The sequence below is a fragment of the Pseudomonas sp. TH31 genome, from assembly GCF_016650815.1.
GTDB lineage: Bacteria > Pseudomonadota > Gammaproteobacteria > Pseudomonadales > Pseudomonadaceae > Aquipseudomonas.
Genome location: NZ_JAEKEZ010000027.1, coordinates 1 through 24561, shown reverse-complemented (window position 1 = coordinate 24561; position 24561 = coordinate 1). Strand labels below are relative to the sequence as shown.

The 24561-nt window shown below is 53.0% G+C and carries 20 protein-coding genes and 6 pseudogenes; 9 read left to right on the top strand and 17 right to left on the bottom strand.

Translation table 11 applies throughout. The features are described 5' to 3' along the window. Window positions 1-11 precede the first annotated feature (11 nt). The gene (locus JFV26_RS18160) at window positions 12-2393 is read right to left on the bottom strand and encodes an Ig-like domain-containing protein (RefSeq protein WP_201194421.1); all 2382 of its coding nucleotides are present in this window, start codon (window positions 2391-2393) and stop codon (window positions 12-14) included. A gap of 836 nt (window positions 2394-3229) precedes the next feature. On the opposite strand from JFV26_RS18160, the gene JFV26_RS18155 reads away from it, so the two are divergent. The 5 genes and pseudogenes from JFV26_RS18155 (at window position 3230) to JFV26_RS18135 (ending at window position 9675) form a co-directional block, all read left to right on the top strand. Beyond that, window positions 3230-4504 carry a TolC family outer membrane protein gene (locus JFV26_RS18155; protein WP_342215463.1) on the top strand — a complete coding sequence of 425 codons (1275 nt, stop codon included), beginning with the start codon at window positions 3230-3232 and terminating at the stop codon, window positions 4502-4504. Beyond that, a complete protein-coding gene (locus tag JFV26_RS18150) occupies window positions 4501-6627 on the top strand; it encodes a type I secretion system permease/ATPase (RefSeq protein ID WP_201194417.1) in 2127 nt (708 codons plus the stop codon). Before JFV26_RS18155 ends, JFV26_RS18150 begins: the two co-directional genes overlap by 4 nt. 195 nt (window positions 6628-6822) lie before the next feature. Continuing rightward, window positions 6823-7916 (top strand): annotated as a pseudogene (locus JFV26_RS18145) (HlyD family efflux transporter periplasmic adaptor subunit). A gap of 360 nt (window positions 7917-8276) precedes the next feature. Next, entirely contained in the window at window positions 8277-8678 is a 402-nt protein-coding gene (locus JFV26_RS18140; RefSeq protein WP_201194415.1) for an OmpA family protein, read from the top strand. Window positions 8679-8692: 14 nt separating this feature from the next. Then, window positions 8693-9675: pseudogene (locus tag JFV26_RS18135) on the top strand (IS5 family transposase). Between the two features lie 133 nt (window positions 9676-9808). On the opposite strand, the gene JFV26_RS18130 reads toward JFV26_RS18135, so the two are convergent. Continuing rightward, window positions 9809-10015: a response regulator gene (locus JFV26_RS18130; RefSeq protein ID WP_201194413.1), complete on the bottom strand. Its 207-nt coding sequence runs from the start codon at window positions 10013-10015 to the stop codon at window positions 9809-9811. 728 nt (window positions 10016-10743) lie between these two features. Between JFV26_RS18130 and JFV26_RS18125 the strand changes: the two genes are divergently transcribed. After that, window positions 10744-11139, top strand: coding sequence for a response regulator (locus JFV26_RS18125; RefSeq protein ID WP_201194411.1), 396 nt, complete (start codon window positions 10744-10746; stop codon window positions 11137-11139). Between the two features lie 67 nt (window positions 11140-11206). Here the strand turns inward: JFV26_RS18125 and JFV26_RS18120 are convergent. Beyond that, window positions 11207-11581: pseudogene (locus tag JFV26_RS18120) on the bottom strand (transposase); the annotation flags it as partial. A 1263-nt stretch (window positions 11582-12844) separates the two neighbouring features. On the opposite strand from JFV26_RS18120, the gene JFV26_RS18115 reads away from it, so the two are divergent. Then, window positions 12845-13300: a helix-turn-helix domain-containing protein gene (locus JFV26_RS18115; protein WP_201194409.1), complete on the top strand. Its 456-nt coding sequence runs from the start codon at window positions 12845-12847 to the stop codon at window positions 13298-13300. 650 nt (window positions 13301-13950) lie between these two features. Here the strand turns inward: JFV26_RS18115 and JFV26_RS18110 are convergent. From JFV26_RS18110 to JFV26_RS18090, 6 genes and pseudogenes are all read right to left on the bottom strand, one after another. Then, window positions 13951-14442 carry a glycoside hydrolase family 24 protein gene (locus JFV26_RS18110; protein WP_201194407.1) on the bottom strand — a complete coding sequence of 164 codons (492 nt, stop codon included), beginning with the start codon at window positions 14440-14442 and terminating at the stop codon, window positions 13951-13953. Beyond that, complete coding sequence (locus tag JFV26_RS18105) at window positions 14435-14785, bottom strand: hypothetical protein (protein WP_201194405.1); 351 nt, start codon at window positions 14783-14785, stop codon at window positions 14435-14437. The genes JFV26_RS18110 and JFV26_RS18105 overlap by 8 nt, the downstream gene beginning before the upstream one ends. Continuing rightward, entirely contained in the window at window positions 14772-15107 is a 336-nt protein-coding gene (locus JFV26_RS18100) for a phage holin family protein (protein WP_201194403.1), read from the bottom strand. Before JFV26_RS18100 ends, JFV26_RS18105 begins: the two co-directional genes overlap by 14 nt. Before the next feature lie 242 nt (window positions 15108-15349). Then, complete coding sequence (locus JFV26_RS34950) at window positions 15350-15481, bottom strand: hypothetical protein (protein ID WP_446739937.1); 132 nt, start codon at window positions 15479-15481, stop codon at window positions 15350-15352. A gap of 29 nt (window positions 15482-15510) precedes the next feature. Next, window positions 15511-16184 (bottom strand): annotated as a pseudogene (locus JFV26_RS18095) (IS5 family transposase); the annotation flags it as partial. A 77-nt stretch (window positions 16185-16261) separates the two neighbouring features. Continuing rightward, window positions 16262-16723 (bottom strand): DUF1353 domain-containing protein, encoded by a 462-nt coding sequence (locus JFV26_RS18090; RefSeq protein ID WP_201194402.1) that lies wholly within the window; start codon window positions 16721-16723, stop codon window positions 16262-16264. A gap of 514 nt (window positions 16724-17237) precedes the next feature. Here JFV26_RS18090 and JFV26_RS33665 point away from each other — a divergent pair. Further along, window positions 17238-17363, top strand: a pseudogene (locus JFV26_RS33665) (type II toxin-antitoxin system RelE/ParE family toxin); the annotation flags it as partial. Between the two features lie 404 nt (window positions 17364-17767). Here JFV26_RS33665 and JFV26_RS18085 read toward each other — a convergent pair. The 4 genes from JFV26_RS18085 to JFV26_RS34940 all read right to left on the bottom strand — a co-directional run bounded on the left by JFV26_RS18085 (window position 17768) and on the right by JFV26_RS34940 (window position 20402). After that, on the bottom strand, window positions 17768-18133 hold the full coding sequence (locus JFV26_RS18085) for a hypothetical protein (RefSeq protein ID WP_201194401.1): 366 nt from the start codon (window positions 18131-18133) through the stop codon (window positions 17768-17770). 31 nt (window positions 18134-18164) lie between these two features. Beyond that, window positions 18165-19229, bottom strand: coding sequence for a hypothetical protein (locus tag JFV26_RS18080; protein ID WP_201194400.1), 1065 nt, complete (start codon window positions 19227-19229; stop codon window positions 18165-18167). A gap of 447 nt (window positions 19230-19676) precedes the next feature. Next, window positions 19677-19898 carry an integrase core domain-containing protein gene (locus JFV26_RS34945; RefSeq protein ID WP_201194399.1) on the bottom strand — a complete coding sequence of 74 codons (222 nt, stop codon included), beginning with the start codon at window positions 19896-19898 and terminating at the stop codon, window positions 19677-19679. A gap of 69 nt (window positions 19899-19967) precedes the next feature. Further along, window positions 19968-20402, bottom strand: a complete 435-nt coding sequence (locus JFV26_RS34940) for a hypothetical protein (RefSeq protein ID WP_201194398.1) — start codon at window positions 20400-20402, stop codon at window positions 19968-19970. Between the two features lie 118 nt (window positions 20403-20520). Between JFV26_RS34940 and JFV26_RS18065 the strand changes: the two genes are divergently transcribed. Next, a complete protein-coding gene (locus JFV26_RS18065; RefSeq protein ID WP_446739936.1) occupies window positions 20521-21048 on the top strand; it encodes a Tn7 transposase TnsA N-terminal domain-containing protein in 528 nt (175 codons plus the stop codon). Between the two features lie 16 nt (window positions 21049-21064). Here JFV26_RS18065 and JFV26_RS18060 read toward each other — a convergent pair whose 3' ends face one another. From JFV26_RS18060 to JFV26_RS18045, 4 genes and pseudogenes are all read right to left on the bottom strand, one after another. Then, window positions 21065-21871 carry a hypothetical protein gene (locus JFV26_RS18060; RefSeq protein ID WP_201194397.1) on the bottom strand — a complete coding sequence of 269 codons (807 nt, stop codon included), beginning with the start codon at window positions 21869-21871 and terminating at the stop codon, window positions 21065-21067. Between the two features lie 63 nt (window positions 21872-21934). Beyond that, the gene (locus JFV26_RS18055; RefSeq protein ID WP_342215462.1) at window positions 21935-23098 is read right to left on the bottom strand and encodes an MFS transporter; all 1164 of its coding nucleotides are present in this window, start codon (window positions 23096-23098) and stop codon (window positions 21935-21937) included. 128 nt (window positions 23099-23226) lie between these two features. Further along, window positions 23227-24033, bottom strand: a complete 807-nt coding sequence (locus tag JFV26_RS18050; RefSeq protein WP_201194396.1) for a hypothetical protein — start codon at window positions 24031-24033, stop codon at window positions 23227-23229. A 12-nt stretch (window positions 24034-24045) separates the two neighbouring features. Next, window positions 24046-24561: pseudogene (locus tag JFV26_RS18045) on the bottom strand (radical SAM protein); the annotation flags it as partial.

Sequence of the window (24561 nt, the reverse complement as noted above, 5' to 3'; positions counted from 1 at the left end):
TTGAAATCGGCTCAGGTCATGGACACCGGTACGTTGGAGTTACCAGAGGTGGGCGCGGCAAATACACCGGCAATGCTGGCCAGCGTGAAGCTGTTGGTGGTGGACTGATCGTTCTTGAACGTAGTCAGCGCGAACCGGCCGTTGACGTTGGTGTGCTCAACGATGTCCACGGTGCCATTGTTTTCAAGGTCAACACCCGAGACTTCGGCAAAACCGTTAAGTGTCGTGCCCGTCGGTCGCCCCATACCACTGGTAGCCGTACCGTTCATGAAGGTCAGCGTACCATTGGTGTTGGTGACAAATGTCAGTGAGTCACCGTAGTTATCCCCCAAGACGAAGTCCAAGTAACCATCACCGGTTTTGTCGTAGGCCGCCACACCACCATAGTACAGCGAGTTTCCGGTGAGCGAGCCACGGACATACGTAGTGCCATCACTGGTGGTCCAGTAGTCCTGAAAACCGGTGTGTGTGGTCACCGACATAACACCGGCATAGCCGGAACGGGTGAAGTCAGCGAAGGTTGCGCCCACCGGATGACGGCCCGCAGACGGGACCGGGGTCGAAGTGTAGGTCGACAGATCACTGCTGTTGAACACCGCTGCACCGGTACCACCGGACGTGCTCTGGAAAAACGACCACAGGCCGTTTCTGCCAAGAGACGCCGTTGCACCGCCCGTGTTGTTCTGAGCGTAGGTCCCGCCCCAACCAGCAGAGGCTGCAGTCGAATTGTCCGCACTGACCACATTGAAATTGGAGATTGCGCTCAGCCTGGTGCGGTTACCAGCCGCGTCAACCAGCATGAAACCCAGTTGGAAGGTGCCAGTGGCCAGGCCAGCGGCAGTGATTGACCAACTACCATCCGCTGCGGCCGTCGCGGCACCCAGCACGCTGTCGATGCCTTCGGAGTACACGCCATCGTTGTTGACGTCATTGATCAACACCACCGTCATCCCCGCCTCGGCCTTGCGGCTATTGGCACTGGTGAAGGTTAAGTCAGTCCGGGTGGTGATGCCGTCCCCCTGCACGCCGCTGTCGTAGGCACTGGTCAAGACCGGCGCCAACAGACTTTGGATCGGTGCTATCACGTCAACATTAACCAGTTGCGATGCGGTCGCAGCGGACACATTACCGTCGCTGTCCACAGCACGCACTTGATAAGTTGTCGCCGCCGTCCGTGGAACGTTATCGACATAACTCCAAGTGTGAGTCGCATTGTTGAATGTGACGTTATCCCACGTCACCCCATCATCGGCACTAATCTGCAGGAACTCACCCGTTGCAGCCAGGTTACCGGCATAAGTGCCCATTATCATCAGCGTGCTGTCACGAGTTGTGAAATCGCTATTTGAAGTGCTGTTGGTGGTGCTGCCGGTGCCATTAACCAGGCCGGCGTCGGTGTCAGTGGAAATAGCAGTCAACGCGATTGAGGTCACAGCTGGTGGCGTTGTATTGACATAAGGCACAGTCGTTGTTGGGCTATTGTTGCCCGCTGCATCACTCGCACTCGCTTCCACGTTGCCAGTGGGTTGATCCTCTGACGATTGCGAGGAGTAACTGCCATCGGCTGCCGCCACGACACTGCCCGAGGTGCCATCTGGGTAGGTCACCTTGACCGTGCTGTTGGGCTCGGCTTGCCCCGTGACGGTCAGGCTGCCATCCGGATTAACGTTGACATTGACCGTCGGCGCGCCTGGCGCCGTGGTGTCGAGGTACTCGACGCTGGTCGCCGGGCCGGTGTTGCCGGCAGGGTCGGTGGCGTTCGCAGAGATCTGGCCCGAAGGCTGATTCGGAGGCGTGGTCACGGTGTACGTGCCATCGGCTGCCGCCACGACACTGCCCGAGGTGCCATCTGGGTAGGTCACCTTGACCGTGCTGTTGGGCTCGGCTTGCCCCGTGACGGTCAGGCTGCCATCCGGATTAACGTTGACATTGACCGTCGGCGCGCCTGGCGCCGTGGTGTCTCGCGGTGAGGTCTCATGATGGCCACCGCCACCTGCTGCTGCACCGGCCAGTGCCACGCCCCCCAACACCCAGGCTAAGGTGGAGAGATCAAAGCTTTCATTGACCAGTAGCGGCTCAATTGAATCGATTGGAAAGTACTGCCCCATCACCTGACCACTTTCAGAAAACTCAGCCCACCACAGCTGCTTGTCATCTTCGATAACCAGATCGTTTTGCAATGGTCCTTGCGCGGGGAAAAAAGCATGAACCTTGACCACCGCGCCTGAATTCAGCGTCACGACGAGCATGTCGCCCAGGCGGGCGATGCTTTTTATATCCGAACGCTTGACAGCTAACTGGACAACTGACGGCGCTTGTAACGACAACTCATTAGCGTAAGCAGAAACCTCAATATGAGTCGACTTATTAACAACTGATAGCAGACTTTCCATAAATACAACCTCGGCACAATTGACAGAAAAACAAAAACCAAAACCGTCGCAAAAGTACCAACACCATCAACCCCGAAGTATTTTCCGTCACAATTGTTCACAAGAAAAAACGTCAATAAAAGCACACCAAAAATTATTAGAACTTACTTTTAGACAGAGGCAAATTCGCGCCCTACGCGCCCCCCTTACCAATCATGTAAAAATTCAGAATTCGTGCAAAGAACTTTAATAATTGCTTTTTCTGGCGCAAAAAACACCTCTAACTCCCGAGCTTCCCGATGTAGCAATGCATTGAGAAATGCATATTCCGTAACCGCGCCCACCTCTCCAGCCGCCCACTGCAGTAAAATATGAACAATTGACACCAAATTCTTATGACCGGCCATCGGAGTGTTAGGATGGCAACATGAATCACACTTTCAGTCGCTTGAAGCTATTCATGTGCACTTTGGTTGCGACACTGCCCTGATAAATTTACGTCCACACGCTGGTGAATTCACATGAGTAAAAGACTTCGAGACGCACCGTCCTGACAAACAACGACTTTAATGAATATGAACGAGCCTACCACTTAGGCTCAAGATCACCCAAACCATCCTGCTTTTATTGTTTTCTGGCCGTCCCTTCTCTATCGGCGGACCTCTTCGTACCCGAATTTTATTTATTAACCAGGAATTTTTAAATACATGTTCAGATCCAGCGGCTTGTTATTTGGCATGTTATTGCTTCCTCCCTTCATCTCTTTTGTCCAAGCGGGAGCGCTGGATCTACCATGGCTGTCCGAGGAGAGGACCACCATAACGCAAGGGCCACAACGGCTGGCAGGCAAGTTAGGGGTGGCATCCGGACCTGCCAATTTTCGTTCAAGTGCGCCGCTACGCGCAGGAGTTCTCGACCTGCGTGAAGCCGTGGCCATCGCAGTGAATCGTCACCCATCGATCACTTCTGCCGTCTCCGCGATTACCCAGCAAGAAGGTGTAGTGGATTACAGCATGGCTGGTTACTACCCGAAAATCACCGCAGGGGTGAACTCAGGAAAAGTTAATACCTATGGCAACAGTCAGGTAGCGACGGTGTCGGTGTCGCAGATGATTCATGACTTCGGCAAAGTTAGCGGGTCGGTCAGCCAAGCCGAGGGGCAGATGTTCAGGCAGCAGGCATTGCTGCTTAAGCAAATCGATTCTATCGCCCAGGAAACCGCACAGACAATGTTGGAGGTGCATCGCCAGCAAGCGCTGCTGAAGATCGCCAACGACCAGGTTAAGGCTATCCAGGACGTGCTGGAAATGGTCAAGTTGCGTGCCGACTCCGGGCTCACCTCACAATCGGACTTCATCCAAGCCACCACTAGGGTTCAGAGTGCCCAGGCCAACCAGCAACAAGCCTCCACCCTACTGGGCCAGTGGCGAGCGCGGCTGTCAACACTAGTGGGCAACCCCCTGCCCGCCTCAGTAGCGGATCTGCCTTCTGGCCTGGAGCAAGTGGCGCATTTGGACAGCCCTTTGGACTACGCCATGCTCCCGGACGTGCTGGCGGCCGAAGCAGACCGCAAGTCAGCCTATGGTCAACTGGAAAATGCCAAGGCTCAACGCTACCCGACCATTGCGATCGAGGCCTCGGCCAACGAGGCCATCAGCGGCACCAACCCGAGCAACGGCATTGACCGTGGCAGCTACAACACCGTGATGCTGACAGGCTCCATGTTGCTGTACCAGGGCGGTGCAGTTTCTGCGCAGATTCGTTCGGCCCTGGCTGGCATCGACCGGGCGGAATCGACTATCAACGAAGCGCGCCTGTCGGCCGAAGACTTGCTGCTGCGCTCGCGCGAGCAAGCCGTGGGGGCTCGCATGCGCCTAGGGATTCTCCGCCAGCGTATGGCCACCATGACTGAGACGCGAGAGCTCTACAAAGAGCAATACACCGTCGGCACTCGCTCGGTACTTGACCTGCTCAACGCCGAGCAAGAGGTCTATCAGGCCGCTGCCGACCAAGAGACCACCCGCCATGACTTCTGGGCGGGTCTGATCACGTTCATCGGTGCCTCCGGTCGCAGCCGCGACGCCTATGCTCTGAACAACACCTTTATTCAACACATCGAGATCCAACAATGACGGCTCAAGAGACCGGCAGTGCCGCACAGTATCAGCCGTGGCTGGAAGCAATGCTCAACATTGCCAAGCATTATCGGATGGGGGTTTCCGAGGAGACTGTGCGTGTGTCCCTGTCTTGGGGGCTTGGCAGCGATCCTGATGCGGTGCTGCATCGCATGGCCGCGCAAATGGGGCTGATGCTGCGCTTTGAACCATACTCCGATGCGGTCCTGGATCCTTGGCGTCTTCCCCTGGCAGTACAGCTGCAGGACGGACAGGTCGCGATCGTCGAGAAAGCCGACGGCCGGGGTAACCTGAGTATTCTCATGAGCGGCGAGCAGGGGCTGTACATCAGCCCAACCGTGGAGCACCTGCGCGCAAGAGCCGCCCGGGTCGCGGTCTTGCGTCCAGAAGCTTCGGTGCCCGATGCCCGGGTCGATGATTACATCAAGCCGTATCAGGCCAACTGGTTCTGGAACATCGCACTGCGGGACTGGAAGCGTTATGGTGACATAACGCTGGCGGCAATGGTGGCCAACATCCTGGCCCTGGCCGGAGTCATTTTTTCCATGCAGGTCTACGACCGGGTCGTTCCGGCGCAGTCGGAATCGACTCTATGGGTGCTGTTTCTCGGTGTAATGCTGGCGATCAGTTTCGAGTTCATGTTGCGCATGTCGCGCTCAAAAATCGCTGACCTGATCGGTAAACGCGCCGACCTGAAAATCACCGACCTAGTGTTCGGCCATGCGCTGCGACTGCGCAACGATGCCCGCTCAAAATCCACCGGCACCTTCATCTCGCAGATCCGCGAACTGGAGCAGGTGCGGGAGTTGATTACCTCGACCACCATCAGCGCGATTACCGACCTGCCCTTCGTGTTGCTGTTTCTGGTGATCCTTTACCTCACTGGCGGGCCGCTGGTGTACATCGCAATGGGTGCCCTGCCCTTGCTGATACTGCCAGGCTTCCTCGCACAAAAACCGTTGGCCAAGCTGTCCAACGAAGGCATGCGCGAGTCGGCGATTCGTAACGCGGTATTGGTCGAAGCGGTGCAAGGCATCGAAGACATCAAGCTGCTGCGCGCCGAGCCCCGCTTTCAGAACCAGTGGAACCAGTTGCACGCAGTGTCGGCGGATATTTCCATCAAACAACGCCATATCACCAATCTACTGATGACCTGGACCCAGGAACTGCAAGGCCTGGTCTACGCTGCTGTGTTGCTCGGCGGTTGCTACCTGGTGATGAGCGGCGACATGACTACCGGCGCTCTGGTGGGCTCCTCGATTCTGGCTTCGCGGATGATGGCGCCCTTGGCGCAGATCTCCAGCGTGTTCGCTCGCTGGCAGCAAGCCAAGGTCGCGCGTGTGGGCCTCGATGAGCTGATGAAACGTCCGGTCGATCAACCGGAACACTCCAAGTTGCTGCACCGTCCTTTGATCCACGGCCAGTTCACTCTGAACGATGTGCAGTACCAATACGGCGAAAAAAACAAGGCCCTGGCGTTAGATATCAAGACCCTGAAGATCCAACCTGGCGAGCGCATCGCGGTGCTGGGCCGCAACGGTGCGGGCAAGTCCACGTTCTTACAATTGCTGGCCGGCATGCATGTACCGCAGCGCGGTTCGGTCAAGCTCGACGGCCTGGAAATGCCGCTGATCGACCCTGCCGATGTACGCCGCGATGTGGGCTTGCTGACCCAGAACTCGCGACTGTTTTTTGGCTCGATCCGCGACAACCTGACCATGGGTCGCCCCATGGCTACCGACACCGAAATCCTCCAAGCCCTGACCTTGAGCGGCGCATTGGGGCTAGTTCAGTCCCAAGAAGGCGGCCTGGACTACGTGATCATGGAAGGCGGCATTGGCCTGTCCGGCGGACAGAAGCAAGCCCTGCTGCTGGCCCGCACCATCATTCGCGAACCCAACACGCTGCTCTTGGACGAGCCCACCGCCTCCCTGGATGAGGTGAGCGAAACGCAGATACTGGATCAACTGGCGCCATGGCTCGAAGGCCGCACCCTAGTGGTGGCGACTCACCGTTTGGCGGTGCTCAAGTGGGTTGAGCGGATTCTGGTGATTGATGGCGGACGGATTGTAATGGACGGCCCCAAAGAGCAGGTACTCGCACAGTTCGGCCACAAATAACCCGGTCCGAACTGCAGACACCTCCATTATTTTTACGAGCGAGCCAAACACCATGTCCAACTCCGTCATCATTCCGCCTCAACCCGCCGCGGCTAAAAAAGTAACGCCACGCCCCCTGACAAGCAGCAAGTCGATGGCTTTGGCCTGTCGGAAAATACCCTGCCGAACGCCTCGAAACTGGTCTGGTTGGTGACCATGCTGCTGCTCGCCTTCATTGCGTGGGCTTGGTATTTCAAGCTTGACGAAGTCTCCACCGGTACCGGCAAAGTAGTCGCCTCCTCCAAGGAGCAGGTGATCAAATCCCTCGAAGGCGGTGTACTCGCCAGTCTGCGGGTGCAGGAAGGCGACATCGTGGAGAAGGGCCAGGTTCTGGCACAACTGGATCGCACCCGGATTGAATCGGCCGTGGAAGAAAGCGCCTCCCGGGGTCGTGCGGCCCAGGCCACCTCGGCGCGCCTGATGGCGGAGGTCAACGGCACAGCGTTGCAGTTCCCCAAGGAAGTGCTAGATGAACCCAACCTGGTGCAAGCCGAAACGGCGCTGTACAGCTCCCGTCGCAAGAGCCTGGAAGAATCGCTCTCCGGCATGAACGAAGCCATGCGCCTGATCCGCAGCGAACTGCAAATGACCGAGCCGCTGGTCAAACGGGGGGCTGCAAGTGCCGTAGAAGTGCTGCGACTCAAGCGCCAGCTTAACGAACTGCAAAACAAATACAACGACACCCAGAGCCAGTATCTGGTAAAGGCTCGTGAGGAATTGGCCAAGGCCAACGCTGAAATCGAAGCCCAAGAATCAGTCACCCGAGGGCGCAATGATTCACTGACACGCCTGACCTTCACCTCCCCTGTTCGAGGGGTGATCAAGGACATCGAGATCAACACAGTCGGCGGTGTGATACCACCCAACGGCCAGTTGATGCGAATCGTACCGCTGGATGAACGATTGCAGGTGGAGGCGCGGATTTCGCCTCGGGATGTCGCCTACATCCATCCAGGACAAGACGCCACGGTGAAGATCTCCGCTTATGATTATTCGATCTACGGCGGCCTACTAGGGAAAGTAATACTTGTATCGCCCGACACTATCCAAGACGATGTGCATCGGGACGTTTATTACTACCGGATTTATATATTGACCGAGTCTGACTCGTTGCAGAATAAAAATACGGGGAAGCACCCATCGTGCCCGGCATGATTGCCACAGTGGATGTCCATACCGGTCAGAAAACGGTGCTTTCGTACTTGATTAAACCTTTCAACAAAGGCCGCGAAGCATTAAGAGAACGATAAAAATTTCAACTTTTCCATATTTAGCACCGAATAGATTCTGAGTAATTGCTAACTATTGAAACCACCTAAGATAGAAGTAATCATGATAAATGATGATATCCCCAAGATGCGAAAGCAAAATATATTTTTGTTGACCCTGACTGTCTTGGAGCTGGCGGCGTGCTCTAACACAAGCAGCCACCCCGCCACAGCAAAAACAATCATCGTCGACGAAAAAGCCCCAATGGCCGGCCCTCCCCAAGATTGTGACTACGGCCAAAGGCGACGCTTACACTCTCAGCTTTGACGAAAACGGCCAGCGAGTCATTTGCCTGGTTCCGCTCTTGCTGGATGCTAATAAGTAAATAACAGAGTAAAACAATGGAATATGAACTGTGTCAGCCCACCCCTAACAGCAGGTCAAGCAGCCCACAATCGGAACTGGACCCTCCCACCGACGCACTGTTCGACTTCGGTAAATCCGACATGCAAGACATGAAAGTTCAGAGCCGGCAAAGTGTGGAGCAATACGCACGACTACTCCACCGCGAGTACAGCGAGCAATCACAACTGGTGCTGACCGGTTACACCGACCGGACCGGACCGCCCGAGTCCAACCAGATACTGGCCATCGCCCGCGCCCAGTTAGTGCCTGAAATACTTCAGCGTTCAGGAATTGACCCAAACCGCATCACAACCCAAGGTAAAGGCAGTACCAATCCTCTAGGAAAACTCTGGAAAAGACTTCCAGATTTTGTGACGTACGCACCTCGCCCAAACTGAACGGTTGAACCCCGATGAAACAGATGCCCTTCGCCGATGCCGAGTATGCCGGCAAACGTAAGCAGAGCCGTCGCGAGCGGTTCCTGATCGTAAGGAACAGGTGGCGCCCTGGAAGGGCTTGGTTGCCTTGATCGAGCCGCATTATCCGAAGGGGGATGGCTGCTGGCTAGCATATCCATTGATGACGATGTTGCGGGTTCATTTGATGCAGAACTGGTTAGGTTACAGCGATCCGGCAATGGAAGAAGCGCCTTACGAAACGACGATCCTGCGCCAGTTTTCAGGGGTGCATTTGGATCGAATTTCTGACGAAACCACCATTCTCAACTTCCGGCATCTGTTGGAAAAACATGAGTTGGCGGGCGGGATTTTTCAGGTCATCAATGGCTATCTGGGTGATCGTGGTTTGATGCTGCGTCAAGGCACGGTGGTTGACGCAACGATCATTCATGCGCCGAGTTCGACCAAGAACAAGGACGGTAAATACGCCCCCTAAATGCATCAAACGAAGAAAGGAAACCAATATTATATTGGAATGAAAGCGCACATCGGCTTCGATGCCGAGGCGGGTTTGGTCCATAGCCAGGCGGGCCCGGCGGCGAATGTAGCGGAGGTGACTCAGGCCGATCAATTACTGCATGGCGAGAAAACTTACGACTGCGGCGATGCGGGTTACACCGGCGTGGACAAGCGCCATGACATCAGGGTCGCAAGATGATCTGGTCGATTGCCACCCGCCCAAGCAGCTATAAAAAGCCCGCGAAGAAAAGTTTGATCGGTCGCCTGCGACGCAAGATCGAATACGCGAAAGCACAGGTACGGGCCAAGGTTTGAGCATCCGTTTCGCGTGATCAGGCGCCAGTTCGGATATACAAAAAGTGCGCTTGCGTGGCTTGTCAAGAACACCGATCAGCAGACGACGTTGTTCGAATTGTCGAATCTGTGGATGGTACGACAACGGTTGATCGGTATGGGTATGGGCGAGGTGCGCTTGTAATGCGGACTAATCACCCTGAAACAGTAGGATTAGAGGAAAGAGTCATGAGTTAAAGACAAGAAAGGTCTGTTATTCGACTGACTCATGATTTTTTTACCTCAAGTAGCGAGGCCATGAAAAAACGGTGGGTGCTTCAGACCGTCCATAGGGCTTTGACAACGTCATGTTGGTCCTTGCGAGAGGTCAGCATGATCACCGGCGGCACGGGATTGAGGTATTCCTTGATCCACAGCGGCATTTGCAGACCGCTAATTCCGGCTACCTGCCAATCGAGAGTAATCAAGTCAAAGGTTTCTCTTTTGAAGCCACGCAACAACTCTGGACTGCTGGAAAATTCCATGCTGATGGGCGAATTTCTCCAGATAAAGTGTATGGGCTAAGTGTGCTGGACAACAGTTCGAGCTCTACAGGCCAGCCCTCAAGAATGGCATTATGTATAAGGAAACACTACTTATCAACACATTTTGCCAACCTCCGGCATGGCGCTAATAAACACACCAATGTATTGTGAACAACTGTCAATAAAGCGGTAATTCGTGGCGCTTTTTCTTTATAATCCTCACACAAAATAAGAATTCCAGTAGTTCTTTACAGTTGCATTTTACAAATTTGACGGACAACCACTTCCCTAGAACAAAACAATTCTGCTCCACCCTATCCTCAGAGAAAGGTTTTTCATCATCATGACTAGCCGCCTTGTTAGTGTACTTTTAAAGGTAATGGCTCTCGAGAAAAACAATATACATTTGTTGATTCATAGAAAACTAGTCATTCCAATTAATGGGCACACTAAGGTGTCCCTGGAAAATCTGGGGTGCCTGCGCATTATGGGGTGCCGCTTGTCGAACGATGATTTCGGCGGGGGCTTCTCCTCACTGCAGCACCTGTAGCTGGGGCAGCCCCTGGGCATGTCGGTGGTGATCGAGGGCATCGAAAACGCCGAGCAACACCAGGAACTGCAGGAACTGGGCTGCACCCAGGGTTAGGGTTACTGGCGTTCCCAGCCCATGAACGGCACCAATCTGCTGCGCTGGCTACACAACAACCAGCCGGTCTCCAGGAGCGCATATGATCAATAAAGCCTTGCGTATCATGATCGCCGACTCGCAGCATTTTCAGCGTTTGCACCTGGAGCGGGACTTTAACCGCGAGGGCTACTACTGCATCGCGCCGGTGTCGAGCCTGGAGGAGATGCTAACGTTGCTGGAGTACGGCGACACCGCCTTCGACCTGGTGCTGATCAATGCCAGCTTGACGCTCGACGTCCGTTTCAACTTGTTGGATTTTTGCCTGGACCATCCGCTGATTCGCCAAGCCTTCATCTACGACGTACCGGAGCACCGATTGGCGAGGCTTGGTGCCAAGGTCAAAGCCCGGATTGTCTTCAGTTCCATCCAGCGTTCCGATCAAGCAACTGATCCACAAAGTCGACCCGGCACGCAAACCGGTAAGTCATCTGTGTAGTTGTTTAACGAAACCGGATACAGGCGAGAATGCTCGCAGATAGAGCTGTTTGATCAGCACTGATTGATCAGGTAAGTCCCCAGAACGGGGGATCGGCCAAGCTAATGATGGACTCAGCCGTTTTATTCCACTTGAACGGCTTGGCCGAATGCTCATTGTGAGCCTCGATAAATTGGCGGATAGCTGCCTTCAGGTCGGCGCCACTACTAAAGGCGCCCCGGTACAGCGCTCGCCTTTCCAGTTGTGCAAACAGCCATCCACGACGTTCAACCAAGACGCACCGGTCAGTGCGAAGTGCAATTTGACACACGGATGCTTTTCCAGCCACTGCTTGATTGCAGCAGTTCTATGGGGCGAACTGTTTCTAGAATCACATGCAAGTATAGTCCTGTGACGTACTGCGTTCAATCTGTTGCAGAAAAGCCAGAAACTCCTCGGTTCGATTGCTCGTACACAATCTCAATCTTTAAATATTACCGATCATCAATTAATGGCAAATGCAAAATGCCCCCTCGGATTTATAGATCAGCGCATCCGCACTCTTACTCACCCTATTGCATGTTGTGTATTCCGTTCTTGAACTACAGTTCCCCGATCCATCATATTTTTTTCACGGAGTGGTCTTGCTAGAAAGTGGTGAATCGCTACCCCAGAACACCCGCATGCAGCACTCAAAAAAATGATTTACGACTATCAACAAATTGATAATTCATCGCACATATTATCGCCCGAGATAGAAGAAAGTGCCTGGGGGGGGGGGGATTTTTATTTCATAACCGCCTCCAAAAACAAGAACCTGGACAACCCCTCAAAGGAATATGCCCATTGCCAACTGGATTACAACCATGCCTATTGCTCCAGAGAAAATATGCCACTTACGTTTTATCGCCTGCCTACTGAACCTGATAATTATTTGCGCATATAAGTGAGCTGAAAAAACACACTGTTTTGGTAAACGCAGTAAGGATACACCCACATCAAATTTACCCCGAGTCAGGTGATACGCTCACCGAATCGCCCAGCCTCATAGTACCTGCCAACCAACTACCCCATACAAATCACACCCCTCCCCTAATCCCCCCTGGCACATTGAGCGGCTTTCACAACTCTTGATACGTTTTTTTGACGACCTGCGCGAATACAGAAAATTAACATTTAGACTATCTGCACTATCGCCCTTCAACATCAACACACATACAACTCTCGCCCACCGATTGCCCGCCAAGAGCCGCAGCGAAAAATTTCACTTATCTTACAAACCAATTAAATGCCAACAGCCACAATAAAAAAAACAGTCCACAATCAGACTTTTCATTGAATCGATGCTTCCTCAGAAAGACAATCAATCAAACGACATGTAGAAAGCTTATAGCTCTCGCCATACTCCCCCATCAATAGCAGCACTCTCATGACAGCCCCTATCAACAATATCAATACAAATGCATTCTACCCACGAAACAAGAGAACCTAAAATGAACAGCATTCATCTATCCGGCTTCAATTGTGGCAACGAAAAAACCGGTGACGCTAGTATTCGCTACTTGCATACATGGATTCAGAAGAATGGAGCCAGAAAAACTGTCGGGCCCGGGGGAAACCTTTAGAAACAAACGAAAACGTTATACTCTCAGTTGAAAGTGGGGCTTGGAGACTATTAATTGGTAGCCAAAAAGTCATCAGCATAATAGGACCGGGAGGGATTTTAATGCTCGACCACCAACCTGATAGCTATCGTGGCCCATCCAGCCAATACGAAGTCCTCTCTCACTCGATTTATTACGAACTCCCCATGAAGCGTGTTCATTTGGCCGCCGCCAATGTAGAGTTACTGAAAGGTATCTTTGAGTTTATGACCCGAAACACCAGTAACATCTCAAACAAATGGCTAAATCAATGTATTGGTGATAGCTATACGGAAGTTAAATCCGCGCTGGAGTGGATGAATGCACTACCAGATCTCATTCGCGCAAAATATACCGCCATTGCATTCATAACTGATACAACCGGCGTATCAAGATCACACGCTTTATCAATCATGAAATCTTTAAAGCAAGGTGGTTACATTGACATGGATAGTGGACATTTAATAAAAATAAAAAAAAACTCCCCGGCGGATATTAAATACCTTCATGAAAGTTCTGAAATAACCAGCGCTTTTTGATGCCTTATTTGTTTTAGGCCCAAAAAACGCTGACTTGCTCGTCAATTTGACTTTTCCTGTCCTTAATTCATCGTTTCCTCCCCTGAACAATGCACTCTCAAGGACCCGGCCCACATTACAGGGGCACTCTCCCGCTACCAGAAGCCGTTTTCGTATCATCCATAAGTTCGATAGAGCAAATAGCATCGTCTACTGAGCGATATTTTTCAGCAAGCCGCGAAAGCGCATTTTCGTATAAACAAACTGATACTGCCCCCCCGAAACGGATGCTCAACCTTCACCCGAGCTTGTGCTTTCGAATATTCGATCTTGCACCGCAGGCGCCAGCTCAAACTCTCTTTCGCGTGTTTTTATAGCTGCTCGACCGGGCGGCAATAGACCAGATAATCGTACGGTATTGAGGATTGTAGTTTTATCGTGGCTCAACCATCGTGTTCATGTCAGGCGGGTGTTTCACAATGACGGGAGTCTTTTCAAACCTTCCTTATCTGACTTGAGTGCCGCGTTGCGTTTTAGCTAATCGCGCAGAGCAATCTCTTACTCACCATCTCAACATTTTTAGACATGACAAAAAGCATTAGAAATCGCATCTAATACATTAAGCTCCAACGAAAAAACTGACACCGAAGCCAAACTTCCATACAATACAATTACTCCCGAACAGAGCCACCCGCGAGAACAAATTGACAAATAAGGTTGTCCAGTGATTGCTCATGCTGCCTATATCCGGCGCCAGGTAGACTTGCCCATATATTTCGACACTTTGAGATACCTTCAACCACTCGGCCATCGCTGATACTTTCGATAGCTCTTCGCTCGCGAATCTGCTTGATCGCTATTCGATCCTGATTTTCAGGCGTGAAACCGCCGCCAAGTTCAAGGGACTCCTTATAAGCATCCCAGTACCGCGATAGCAATTGGTAGCGACCAGCTGCGGTAGATTTGATACCAAGTTTTGGAAGTATTACTAGTATTCGCGGATGATCCACATAACTAGTAAACAACGCGCCCCCTACGATAACATCGTAACCATCATCCAGCGTAGTTTGTATACCATTATCCGTACCTTCCGACCATGCCAACATATCCAAAAATGCGAGTACATTACGCCCCCCCGCTTCACCCTCACTAATTTTAGCCATCTTTATTTAGCTCCTTGACTTGCAGCTCGATAAGTGTCTGCTGCGCTTTCGCCAACAAAAGTGCATCTTTAGTAATTTGCCGCACCTCCTGGATAATTGAATACATTTCCAAGCCGTTGTTAATCCGTGTAGCACCGGACTTCAGCAACATTGATTCAACAGCCCCCAATAACACCTCTCGATCTTTGGCCCTATCAAGTTCCGAATGCAATTCACCCAAGCATACCCCCTTTACCTCTTTCACCTTAGCTTGCATGGTAAATGCGACACTGCCTGCAATGATGGTAGACACCACTAGTGTATGCCCCAACACCCAGCGCCCTGTACTTTTATTTATTGTCATCACGCGACTCCACTTTTCCAATATTGAGCTTTTTATAAATATATGACTGCAAAAGCATCAAAGTAGCATCAGCTCCAAGCCAGCCACACAACCCAATGGCAACGCCAGAAATTTCTGGAGGTGCATATATTGATCGGCACCCTAGCAGTACTAAGTACCCCGCGAATGCTGCGCCGACACCTTGTAATATTGTTTCGCCGATGCGTATCCGCTGATTAGTACCTAACCGGCGCATCATATGTCCTAACACACCGCCGACTGCGGCAATAGCTACATATACCCACGACCTTAGCAACTCAGAAAACAAATCAACATCACTCATATTAACCTCCGTTAAAAAAGCCAGAACTGGACATTTATATATACTCGCAATTTTCCAGTCACCCAAGTATCCAACGCCGGCACACGATACCGCCACCTAAAAAACCAACCACTTATTACACCACTAATGACCAAGCTAGAATTTCTATTATTTAATAACCAAGCACCCGCGCGACAGGTACGAGTAGCAGAGCATTCCCGGTGACCAGTCTTGATCAACCAGGCGCCTTAAGACAACAAGAACTATTTAATCACCCAAACACTCCGCAAGGTAATACACCGTTTATAACGGTGTTCCGACCATTGATCACCTCGTGTATTAGTTCTCGCTTTCTCCGTGGTATTTTTTAGACATCGCTTTGCGCAGGCCCTCACAGCATCATCCGCACCGTGAATACGAGCAGCTTATCCACGCCGGTGTAACCCGCATCGCCGCAGTCGTAAGTTTTCTCGCCATGCAGTAATTGATCGGCCTGAGTCACCTCCGCTACATCCGCCGCCGGGCCCACCTGGCTATGGACCAAACCCGCCTCGGCATCGAAGCCGATGTGCGCTTTCATTCCAATATAATATTGGTTTCCTTTCTTCGTTTGATGCATTTAGGGGGCGTATTTACCGTCCTTGTTCTTGGTCGAACTCGGCGCATGAATGATCGTTGCGTCAACCACCGTGCCTTGACGCAGCATCAAACCACGATCACCCAGATAGCCATTGATGACCTGAAAAATCCCGCCCGCCAACTCATGTTTTTCCAACAGATGCCGGAAGTTGAGAATGGTGGTTTCGTCAGAAATTCGATCCAAATGCACCCCTGAAAACTGGCGCAGGATCGTCGTTTTGTAAGGCGCTTCTTCCATTGCCGGATCGCTGTAACCGAACCAGTTCTGCATCAAATGAACCCGCAACATCGTCATTAATGGATATGCTAGCCAGCAGCCATCTCCCTTCGGATAATGCCGCTCGATCAAGGCAACCAAGCCCTTCCAGGGCGCCACCTGTTCCTTACTATCAGGAAGCGCTCGCGGCGGCTCTGCTTACGTTTGCCGGCATACTCGGCATCTGTTTCATCGGGGTTCAACCGTTCAGTTTGGGCGAGGTACGTACTTCACCAAATCTGGAAGTCTTTTTCAGAGTTTCCTTAGTGCTCTACCGAACTCATATCCACTTAGACTCAAGTGATCTTTTCATTTCCATATTCGATGGCTGCGTTATCTGAGCGAATATTCGATAGAGTTCAACAGCCCCGGCAACGACGGCTATTTGTTGTTGAGTAGCACCCAACACGTCGAGTGCTACATACAGAAGCGCATCTCCCCGAGCCCGCTCAATGTTGATAGGAACTCCGTCGACTGTGATCGACAAATACTCACATAGTTGGTCATGCAGCACATAAGCTTGGCCAAGCTTGCCCCAAGGAGAAACGATACTCAGAGCAATTCGAGGGATAGTTCCACCATCAGTCAGAACTCCGCCCGGTACTGCGACCCACTGCCGCTCGCTGAGCATTAACCGAAAAGGTTGAATCACCCGCCAATGATCCCGACCGAGCAGCCTGCTGGCTTCGGCGTCATAACGTGTGTCCAGTGGAGCATCAAAATATGGATACTTGCGGCTCATAGTCGACTTGCTCCTGGCGCAATGAAATGCAAAAACTCGCTATTCATCTAGTACTTGAATCGCTCGATGGTCGTCTGGGTGCTCCTATATTTGGCTGCTACTTGCGCTAAATATACGACCTTTACCTGTTTGATAACATCATAGCCGTCATCATATCGATTCGGGTAATCGGCTCTGCTTTCAGACTCGTCAAGTATGTCAAGGAAGATTAAAGCATCGTTGCGACTTCATTACTGACAGCCAGTTCCTGTAAGGCGAATGTTAGACGTTAGGTCCTGCACGAAATCCGTTGAATGTCTGGATATGTAAAATCGCCTCCATCGCTTCGGGGCTTACTCCAGCAGCTCCTGGCAGGCTGGTTCTGCCCCAATTTGTACGCCTATACTATTTCAGGCCTCCTAACCAACCAAACGCTGACAGATTTTACACAGCAATGCAGACTTAAAAACGGTGGTGCGCCTTCACACCGCCCGGTCGATAGCCACCGTCATGACGGGCGGCATTCAGCTGTGGACATTCGACATACTCACGCCAGCAGACCAAACAACCCCATGGAGCGGTTAAAACCCCACGCCACATTGTGTTCTATCGTGTGGCAAACGACAACGTGATAGAGGTCGTCAGACTCCTTCATGACGCCTCTATCCGCTTCCTGTTCGTCAGGCCAGCATTCTGCCTCGGGCTTCCTTCAGATTCGCAGTCGCCTGCGACCCCCCTGCCTCTGGCTAACAATTCCCCTTGTTGAGTGTGTAGAGAACTTTCACCTCCACGTCGTCAGCATGGCCACCACGGCCATGCTGATTGCGCTTGCGCGCAACGCGCCATGCCCGGCGCACAAAGCAAACGCCCCGAACAAGTCGGGGCGTTTGTTTCAAACCAGCATCAGTGCATTTTCACACAGTCTTCTAAGGCGCCACTCTCATATTCGGGCAAAGCAGATCGGGTCACCACTTCTCCTTTTCAGGCTTCGTCCCGCCTTGCGCGAACCCTTTCGGACCAGAGGACGTTCAAATATCAACGCCCACTAGTGACAGAGTCCATCCGTCATTCGGGCTTCGGGACGTCGTCCGAGTACTTACGGGTGATTTGATCGGCTTGACTCATGATCGGTGAGGCTGTGTTGATAGTTGTGGACGGGTCGCTGGAGGTCGTGTCCTGTTGCTTGGCAGCCTGCCCCATGGTCTGAGTCAGTGCGTTGATAAAATTGAATATGACCTGAGTCTGAGGCGAGGTCTCGCGCACAATTTTTGGATCCTGTGGTCCTGGCGTGAACGGTTGTGATGGGTCGTGCGGTGGCACACAGATCGACTCGGCGGGCGTCTTCGGGATATAGCCAGCAATGCCCTCCCCTGCGGCTTTCCCCGTTTGAGAAGCGTTCTGGGCGGTATTGAAAATATTATGAAAAACCATGGTTACTGTCCTCAATGTTCATCAGTACTAACTACAGGTAGTGTGGTTGTTTTGTGTTGAGGTTGTCGTTCGCGGAGGCAATTGATTCCGACGCGAAGATGGTGTGCTCCACATTGAGGGCCGACACCGTCTCTGCGATCCCCTTCGGTCGATAGGACTTGCCGGATTGAACCAAATTGATTCTCTGGATATTACGAGCGATCAGGTTTACGGGCTTATCCGACGGATCAGTCGGATCCTGCGGGGGTGTCTCGCCTGCGTTCGCTGGCACTGGTTTGGCGTAATGCAGGGAGACATATCCCGCTAAACTGATGGGCAATTCGTAGATGTAATGCTTGACCTGACGCCGCTGCGTGGCAATCGTCTCCACGCGGCTTGCCCCCCCTATATCGCCCGAAACCGAGGAGCTCGCGGTCAACGATGTTGACAACGATCCGCCGACTGATCCGCTGATACCAAGCATCAACTGAGAGAAGAGCTCTCCGGTGCCGCTAGAGGAGCCGGTTCCTGTGACAGTCGTCGAGCCCGTCGTGGTTTGTGAGGCTAGATCCTGATCCTGAGTGCCGACGTTGTCTTTGTGATTATGCTCGATATGAGTATGCGCCGTGGTCTTCGCAAGGCTAAGTGCCAGACTCCTTTGCAGTTGCTCTTCCATCGTCGCACTGGCACGGCCTCCGAATGTGAGTTGGGCCGTTCCCCCCAGAGACCAGTTGATCGTGTTGGAGATGGAGAATTCGACCGAGTCCTGGAAGTGCCGAGTCTCTTGCGCTCGATTCAAATACGTACGATTGGACAACATATCCGCTGGAGGTTGGATAATGTCGGCGAGCTCCTCGATGAGAGGTGCTCCGATAGTCATGTAGCCTATCCAGCCGAGAGTCGCCGCTGTAGGGCCTGAATAGTTGCCGAAGGTCATCTCATTGATGGATATTCCATCGGGTGATTGGCCGTCGATTTTCAAGTTGTCGGCGTTTAATAAAGGCTGTAACGAGTCCCAGGTGATACCCAGTTCGACCAGATTCTGCTGGGTCAACAGGTGACGTTTCCCAGTGTCGAGGCCATAGGCTTGGGCGTTTGCGTGTACTGTACCTGCCATCTTTGATATCTCCTAAGTGGAATACCCCTCTCTGCAGGGGCTCATTGAAGAATATTTGTGTCTATTCCTCGAGATGGAGTATCTGCAACTTCCAATCTGCTTATCAATAAAGAGTCTGTTTTAGTACTTAATACTCTGCCTTGAAGCTAAACCTGTTATTTGAAGCGCAATACCGTGGTTTCGAGAGGTATCAAGAGCCAAGAACGAATAACTCCAAGCTACATTATTGGATTCTACCCATAGCCAATCGGAGGAACGATCATCAAGCCGGCGTTGGTAATTGCGCAAGATCAACGGGAAATGAGCCCCCCCCGAAAAAACGGATCTAGGCCCACTAGACATGGCTTCCGCTTGAGAGACTTTCATTGTTTCGTTCTCCACCACTTAGCATGGAACTTGGTGCTCGGATTCTGGACTTGCCCCTAAAAACCGGGCACCAACTCCCCGCTAAATTGATGTTGCTGCCAAGCGCCTGAATTCCCTAGGTGAACGATAGTTCAAGGCGCTATGCGGATGCTGTTCATTGTAATGCTCGAATGCAATGGCCAGGTTACGCAGTGTCGTTTCTCGATTCGGCTTGGGAATGTGCGCGACGTAGTCACACTTGATCGTCTTCACGAAGCTCTCGGCCATGCCGTTACTCTGTGGACTTCGAACCGAAGTGGTCACTGGTTGCAAGCCGATCTGTTGAGCAAAAAAGGCGTGTCTGTTCGGCGGTGTACGCCGAGCCGTCGTCGCTTAGCCATTGCACCGACGTGGTGGGCAGTTGATCACCAAAGCGCTTCTCCACGCTTCCAGCATCAAATCGCAAATATCATCGCCGCTGTACCCGGTCGAACTCGCGACCCTGCCGATGGCTTCGCGATCACAGTAGTCCAGGGCGAAGGTCACGCCCAGTTTGGCGCCGTCCTCGCAACGGAACTCAAAGCCGTCCGAGTACCAACGCGTATCGCTGGTTTGCACGGCAACACGGCCTTCGTGCCGACGCGGTACACCGGGCTGTTTGAGGCGGCGCTCCAGCAGCAAGTTGTGAACACGCATTACCCGGTATGATTGCGGGGAGCAACCGGGTTTCACGGGCGCGACGTAATACCCCCAGACACGACGGTAGCCATACCTGGGCAACTCAGTGATCTGGTGTTGGATATCGACCACTAACTCGACGTCATTCACAGGCTTGCTTCGCCGTGCCTTGGGCACTACCGATTGCTTGATTCGAACCGTTAATTGCGAGCGCGCCACACCGAGACATTCGCAGCCTAACCTCACTGGTCGCCCCCTGGGCAACAAGGTGAGTGCGCATCTATTTTCGCGACCGGTCGATCTCCACGGCCTCGTTGAGGACTTCCGCTTCCATAGTCTTCTTGCCCAGCATCCGTTGCAGTTCACGGATCTGCTTGAGCGCATCGCCGCCAGCAAAGAATCCAGCGACCAGGACAAATTTGATATCGCCAACATCACTGATTTTCTCGTGTACTTCCGCTCTCGATCTCGTCTGCGACCCATGCTCGTGGAGGTGAAGCCAGAAGAAAATTGGCTCGAGAACTGGCGGGAGTTATTACCAAAATGGAAGGCCGCGTGGCGGTATGCAATACAACGAGGGTGGGACTTTCACATCTATGACGAATCCCGCATCAGAGGCCAATCGTTGAAGAACATCCAGTATTTGGAACGCTTCAAAAATGCGGACTACGCGGATCAGGATTTGGACGCCGTCATACGTACAGTCACCTTCCGGACAGCGGCCGAGGACCGACGTACAACAGTGTCTTGCCTGATAACGTTTTCGGATGACAGAGAGCTTTTGCAATGGACGTAATATTAGCCAGGCTTCATTAGCCCAGCATATTTTCATTGCCCGCGATCGTAATGTAGTCCGTGTAGATTTGCGGCGCCCCGGAGAACGACGCCAGCTCACGCCATTCCGCGTACATGCGTTCGCTCTCCTGATGCTCGCGCACGAACGTCACCGCTCTTTCCGTTGACACGTCCAGCTCAGGATGGAAGGAGTTCAATGAGCCCAGGCTCTCGATTTCCAGCATGACCGCGTATTGGTCGAGGCGGCTACCGCCCTGCCCCTTGAGCATGTGAAACTTCCAGCCTGGGTAGTCTTCCACGCGGTGAATGTTACCGGTGATGAAATTCTCGAAGGTTTCCGGTGCGACGCCGGAGCGCAGGGCAAGATTGTGGATCCCCACCACGCGGGCTGCCGGTTTCTGGCCGGAAGTCGATTGGTAGTTGGACCCTTCCGGCAGAGAGCTATTGGTGTTCTCGGCCACCAGAGAGTAGTACGAGAAGATCGTCGGCAGTTCGGCGAAAGTCGAAAAGGTTCTCCACTCAGCTATCAGATCCCGTGCCTGCGGATGTTCCGTCCAGAAATCCTGGGCCCGTGCGGTCTGGTCGCCGTTGCGGTCAATGTACTCGGCGTACTGCTCTGCGCTGGGTGCTTCATGGAGTATCAGATACTGATCGACCCTTTCACCGCGTAGCCCCTTTAATAATGTCCATTGCCAGCCTGGATAAGCGGGGATCTTCACACCGCGTTCGCGCACAAAATTTTCGAAATCTTCAGCCGTAACGCCTTTTTTCAAATTAAGGCCGATGTAGTGCAGGCTGAAAACCGGATCGGATAATTGACTCATAAGGACTCCATTGATTAACAACGTCGGGGCAGAGTAAGTAGGTTTTTACCTTGAATCGGTGCCTCAGCGTGTAATGCGTCGGCCGCTGGAACAGACAAGCAGCATGATCACCACTCCCGTACTGAAGGCCACGGTCAGACTGGAATGGTGGGCAATAAATCCAATAAGCGCCGGGCCGCTCAACAAGCCCGTGTAGCCGATGAGGGTCACTGCCGAAAGCGCGTAGCTCGACGGGACATCCGGCTGGTTACCGGCAGCGGTGAACAAAATCGGTACGATATTAGACAGGCCAATGCCTGCCAGGATGAATCCAGCGAGAGCAACGCCAGGAAGGTCGACTGAGACGATAAGCAACAGCCCGACCGCAGCGCACGTGCTGCCCAGCATCAGCATGCGCTGGCGACCGACAGCGTTGACCAGGCGATCGCCATACAACCGGCCCAGCGCGACGGCGATGGAGTAAAGGGTGTAGCCAAAACCGGCATGGCTTTTTTCCATACCGCGCTCGGCGTGAAGGAACACGGCTGACCAGTCCAGCATCGCGCCCTCAATCAGAAAGATGAAAAAGCACAAGACCGCAATAAACAGAATCCCTGGATGCGAGAGCGCTTGAAACGTCCCTCCAGACTCGCCGGTTTCCTGCGGCCCCTTTGCCAGCAAATGACCGCCCGCCTGCATCACTACCAGTGCGATAAGCGCCACAATCAGTAAAGTCGCCGGAAGAGGCATCAGACCCGCCCACAGCAGCAGGCTGACGCCCCCTGCCCCGGCGACACTGCCGATGCTGTAAAAGCCGTGGAACCCGGACATTCTGGCCTGCCCGCTTTCGCGCTCAACAATCACCGCCTGGGCATTCATCGACACGTCCAACAGACCGTTTACCGCGCCAAACACAAGCAATGCACCGCCAATCTCCACGGGCGAGCTGGCGTACATCATGAATGGCAGGATTAAACAGAACACAACTGCGCAGACAAGGATCAACGTCCGACAGCCGAACTTGGCAATTGAGCGTCCGGTAAAGGGCATCACCAGCATGGAGCCTGCCGCAATACAGAACAGCAACAGGCCCAATGTGCCATCATCAATAGTTAGCCGGGATTTGACAAACGGAATCAGCGGCGCCCAGGACGCCATTCCCAGCCCGGCAGTAAAAAAGATGCTTCGTGTGGCATACTGCTGGCGAAGATTCGAACCGATCTTCGGGGGGGATACATTTATATTCACAGGAATATCACCTTTTTTGTCGTCAACAGCCCGTGCTGAATGCTTCGAAAAACGGTGGCCATCGAGTCTGGAGTGCCGCGCTGAGCACTGCGTTTATCACCGGGTAGGATGAGCCTCCCCGCCTCGGATCAGCTCAGGCTTTGCGCCACCGATAAATAATCGGTGTAGATCTGTGGCGAACCGGAAAACGACGCCAACTGCTTCCACTCTTCGTACATCTGTTTGGTATCCCGGTGTGCACGGGCAAATTTCGCCGCCTCATCGGTGGCGATATCGGGTTCCGGGTAAAACACATCGAGCGCCTTCAGGCTGGCTATCTCCATCAGCACCACGTACTGGTCCAGACGGTTACCACGCTCGCCTTTGAGCAAGCGGAATTTCCAGTGCGGGTAGTCGTGGATGCGGTGGTGGTTTTGCGCAATGAAGGTCTCGAAGGTGTGCGCATCGACATCGGGGCGCAGCGCCAGATTGTGGATGCCGATCACCCTTGCGACAGGCTCTTGACCCGCTCGCTCCTGATAACGAAGGCCATAGGGCACAGTGCTTTTGGTGTTTTCCGCGAGTAGCCGGTAGTCAGTGTAAAGGGTGGGCAGTTCGCTGAAGGTGCCATAACGCTTCCATTCACCGAGAATCTCCAACGCTTCGGGATGCTCGCGCCAGAACTGGCGGGCCAAGTCTGTTTTATTGCCGTCTGCCGCCACATAGCTGTCGCGCTGGGTAGCGCTGGCTATCTCAAACAGCATCAGGTATTGCCCTTCCCGTTCGCCGCGCAACCCCCGCAACAACGTCCAGGTCCAGCCTGGATAGCAGGGAATATGCGCGCCTTTCTGACGAACAAAGGTTTCAAACTGTTCTGGCCTCACACCGGTTTCAGTGTCGATAGCGATGTAGTACAGGCTGAAGACCGGCACCGATGAATTCTTTTGTTGTTCCATCTGATGCCCCCCTCAGGCTTGCGGCGTGACGAACTGGGTGTTGATGACGGCTTCGACCAGCGTCACACCGTTCGGCGTCAGGCTGACCAAGTCTCCATCGACGGTAACCAGCGCTTTTTCAACCAGCGTCTTGAGTGTGTGGCTGATAATCGGGTTGTCGTAAAAGCTTCTGCCTTCAAAACGCTGTTTGAATACGGTGTCATTCACCGGAACCAGCGTGGAAAGGGCCATTTTGAACGCGTTGACTTCGCGCTGGAGCGGCGATATGCCTCGGCTTCCTTCGATGGGCAGGCGGTCTTCATCAAGCGCTTGCTTGTATGCGTTGTAGTCAGTGATGTTGATGGCTTCGGCGCGGGTGCATTTGGAGCTGCCACCCAGGCCGATCGCAACTTCCGGGTACTGTTTCTCGAGATCGGTGATCAGCCCTTTCCATTTCTCCGACTCCAGATGGTTCTGGTGGAAGTACATAGTCGGGTGTTCGCGATAACCGGGTGATAGGTACTGCTCAATCAGCTCGCGCATCTGGTA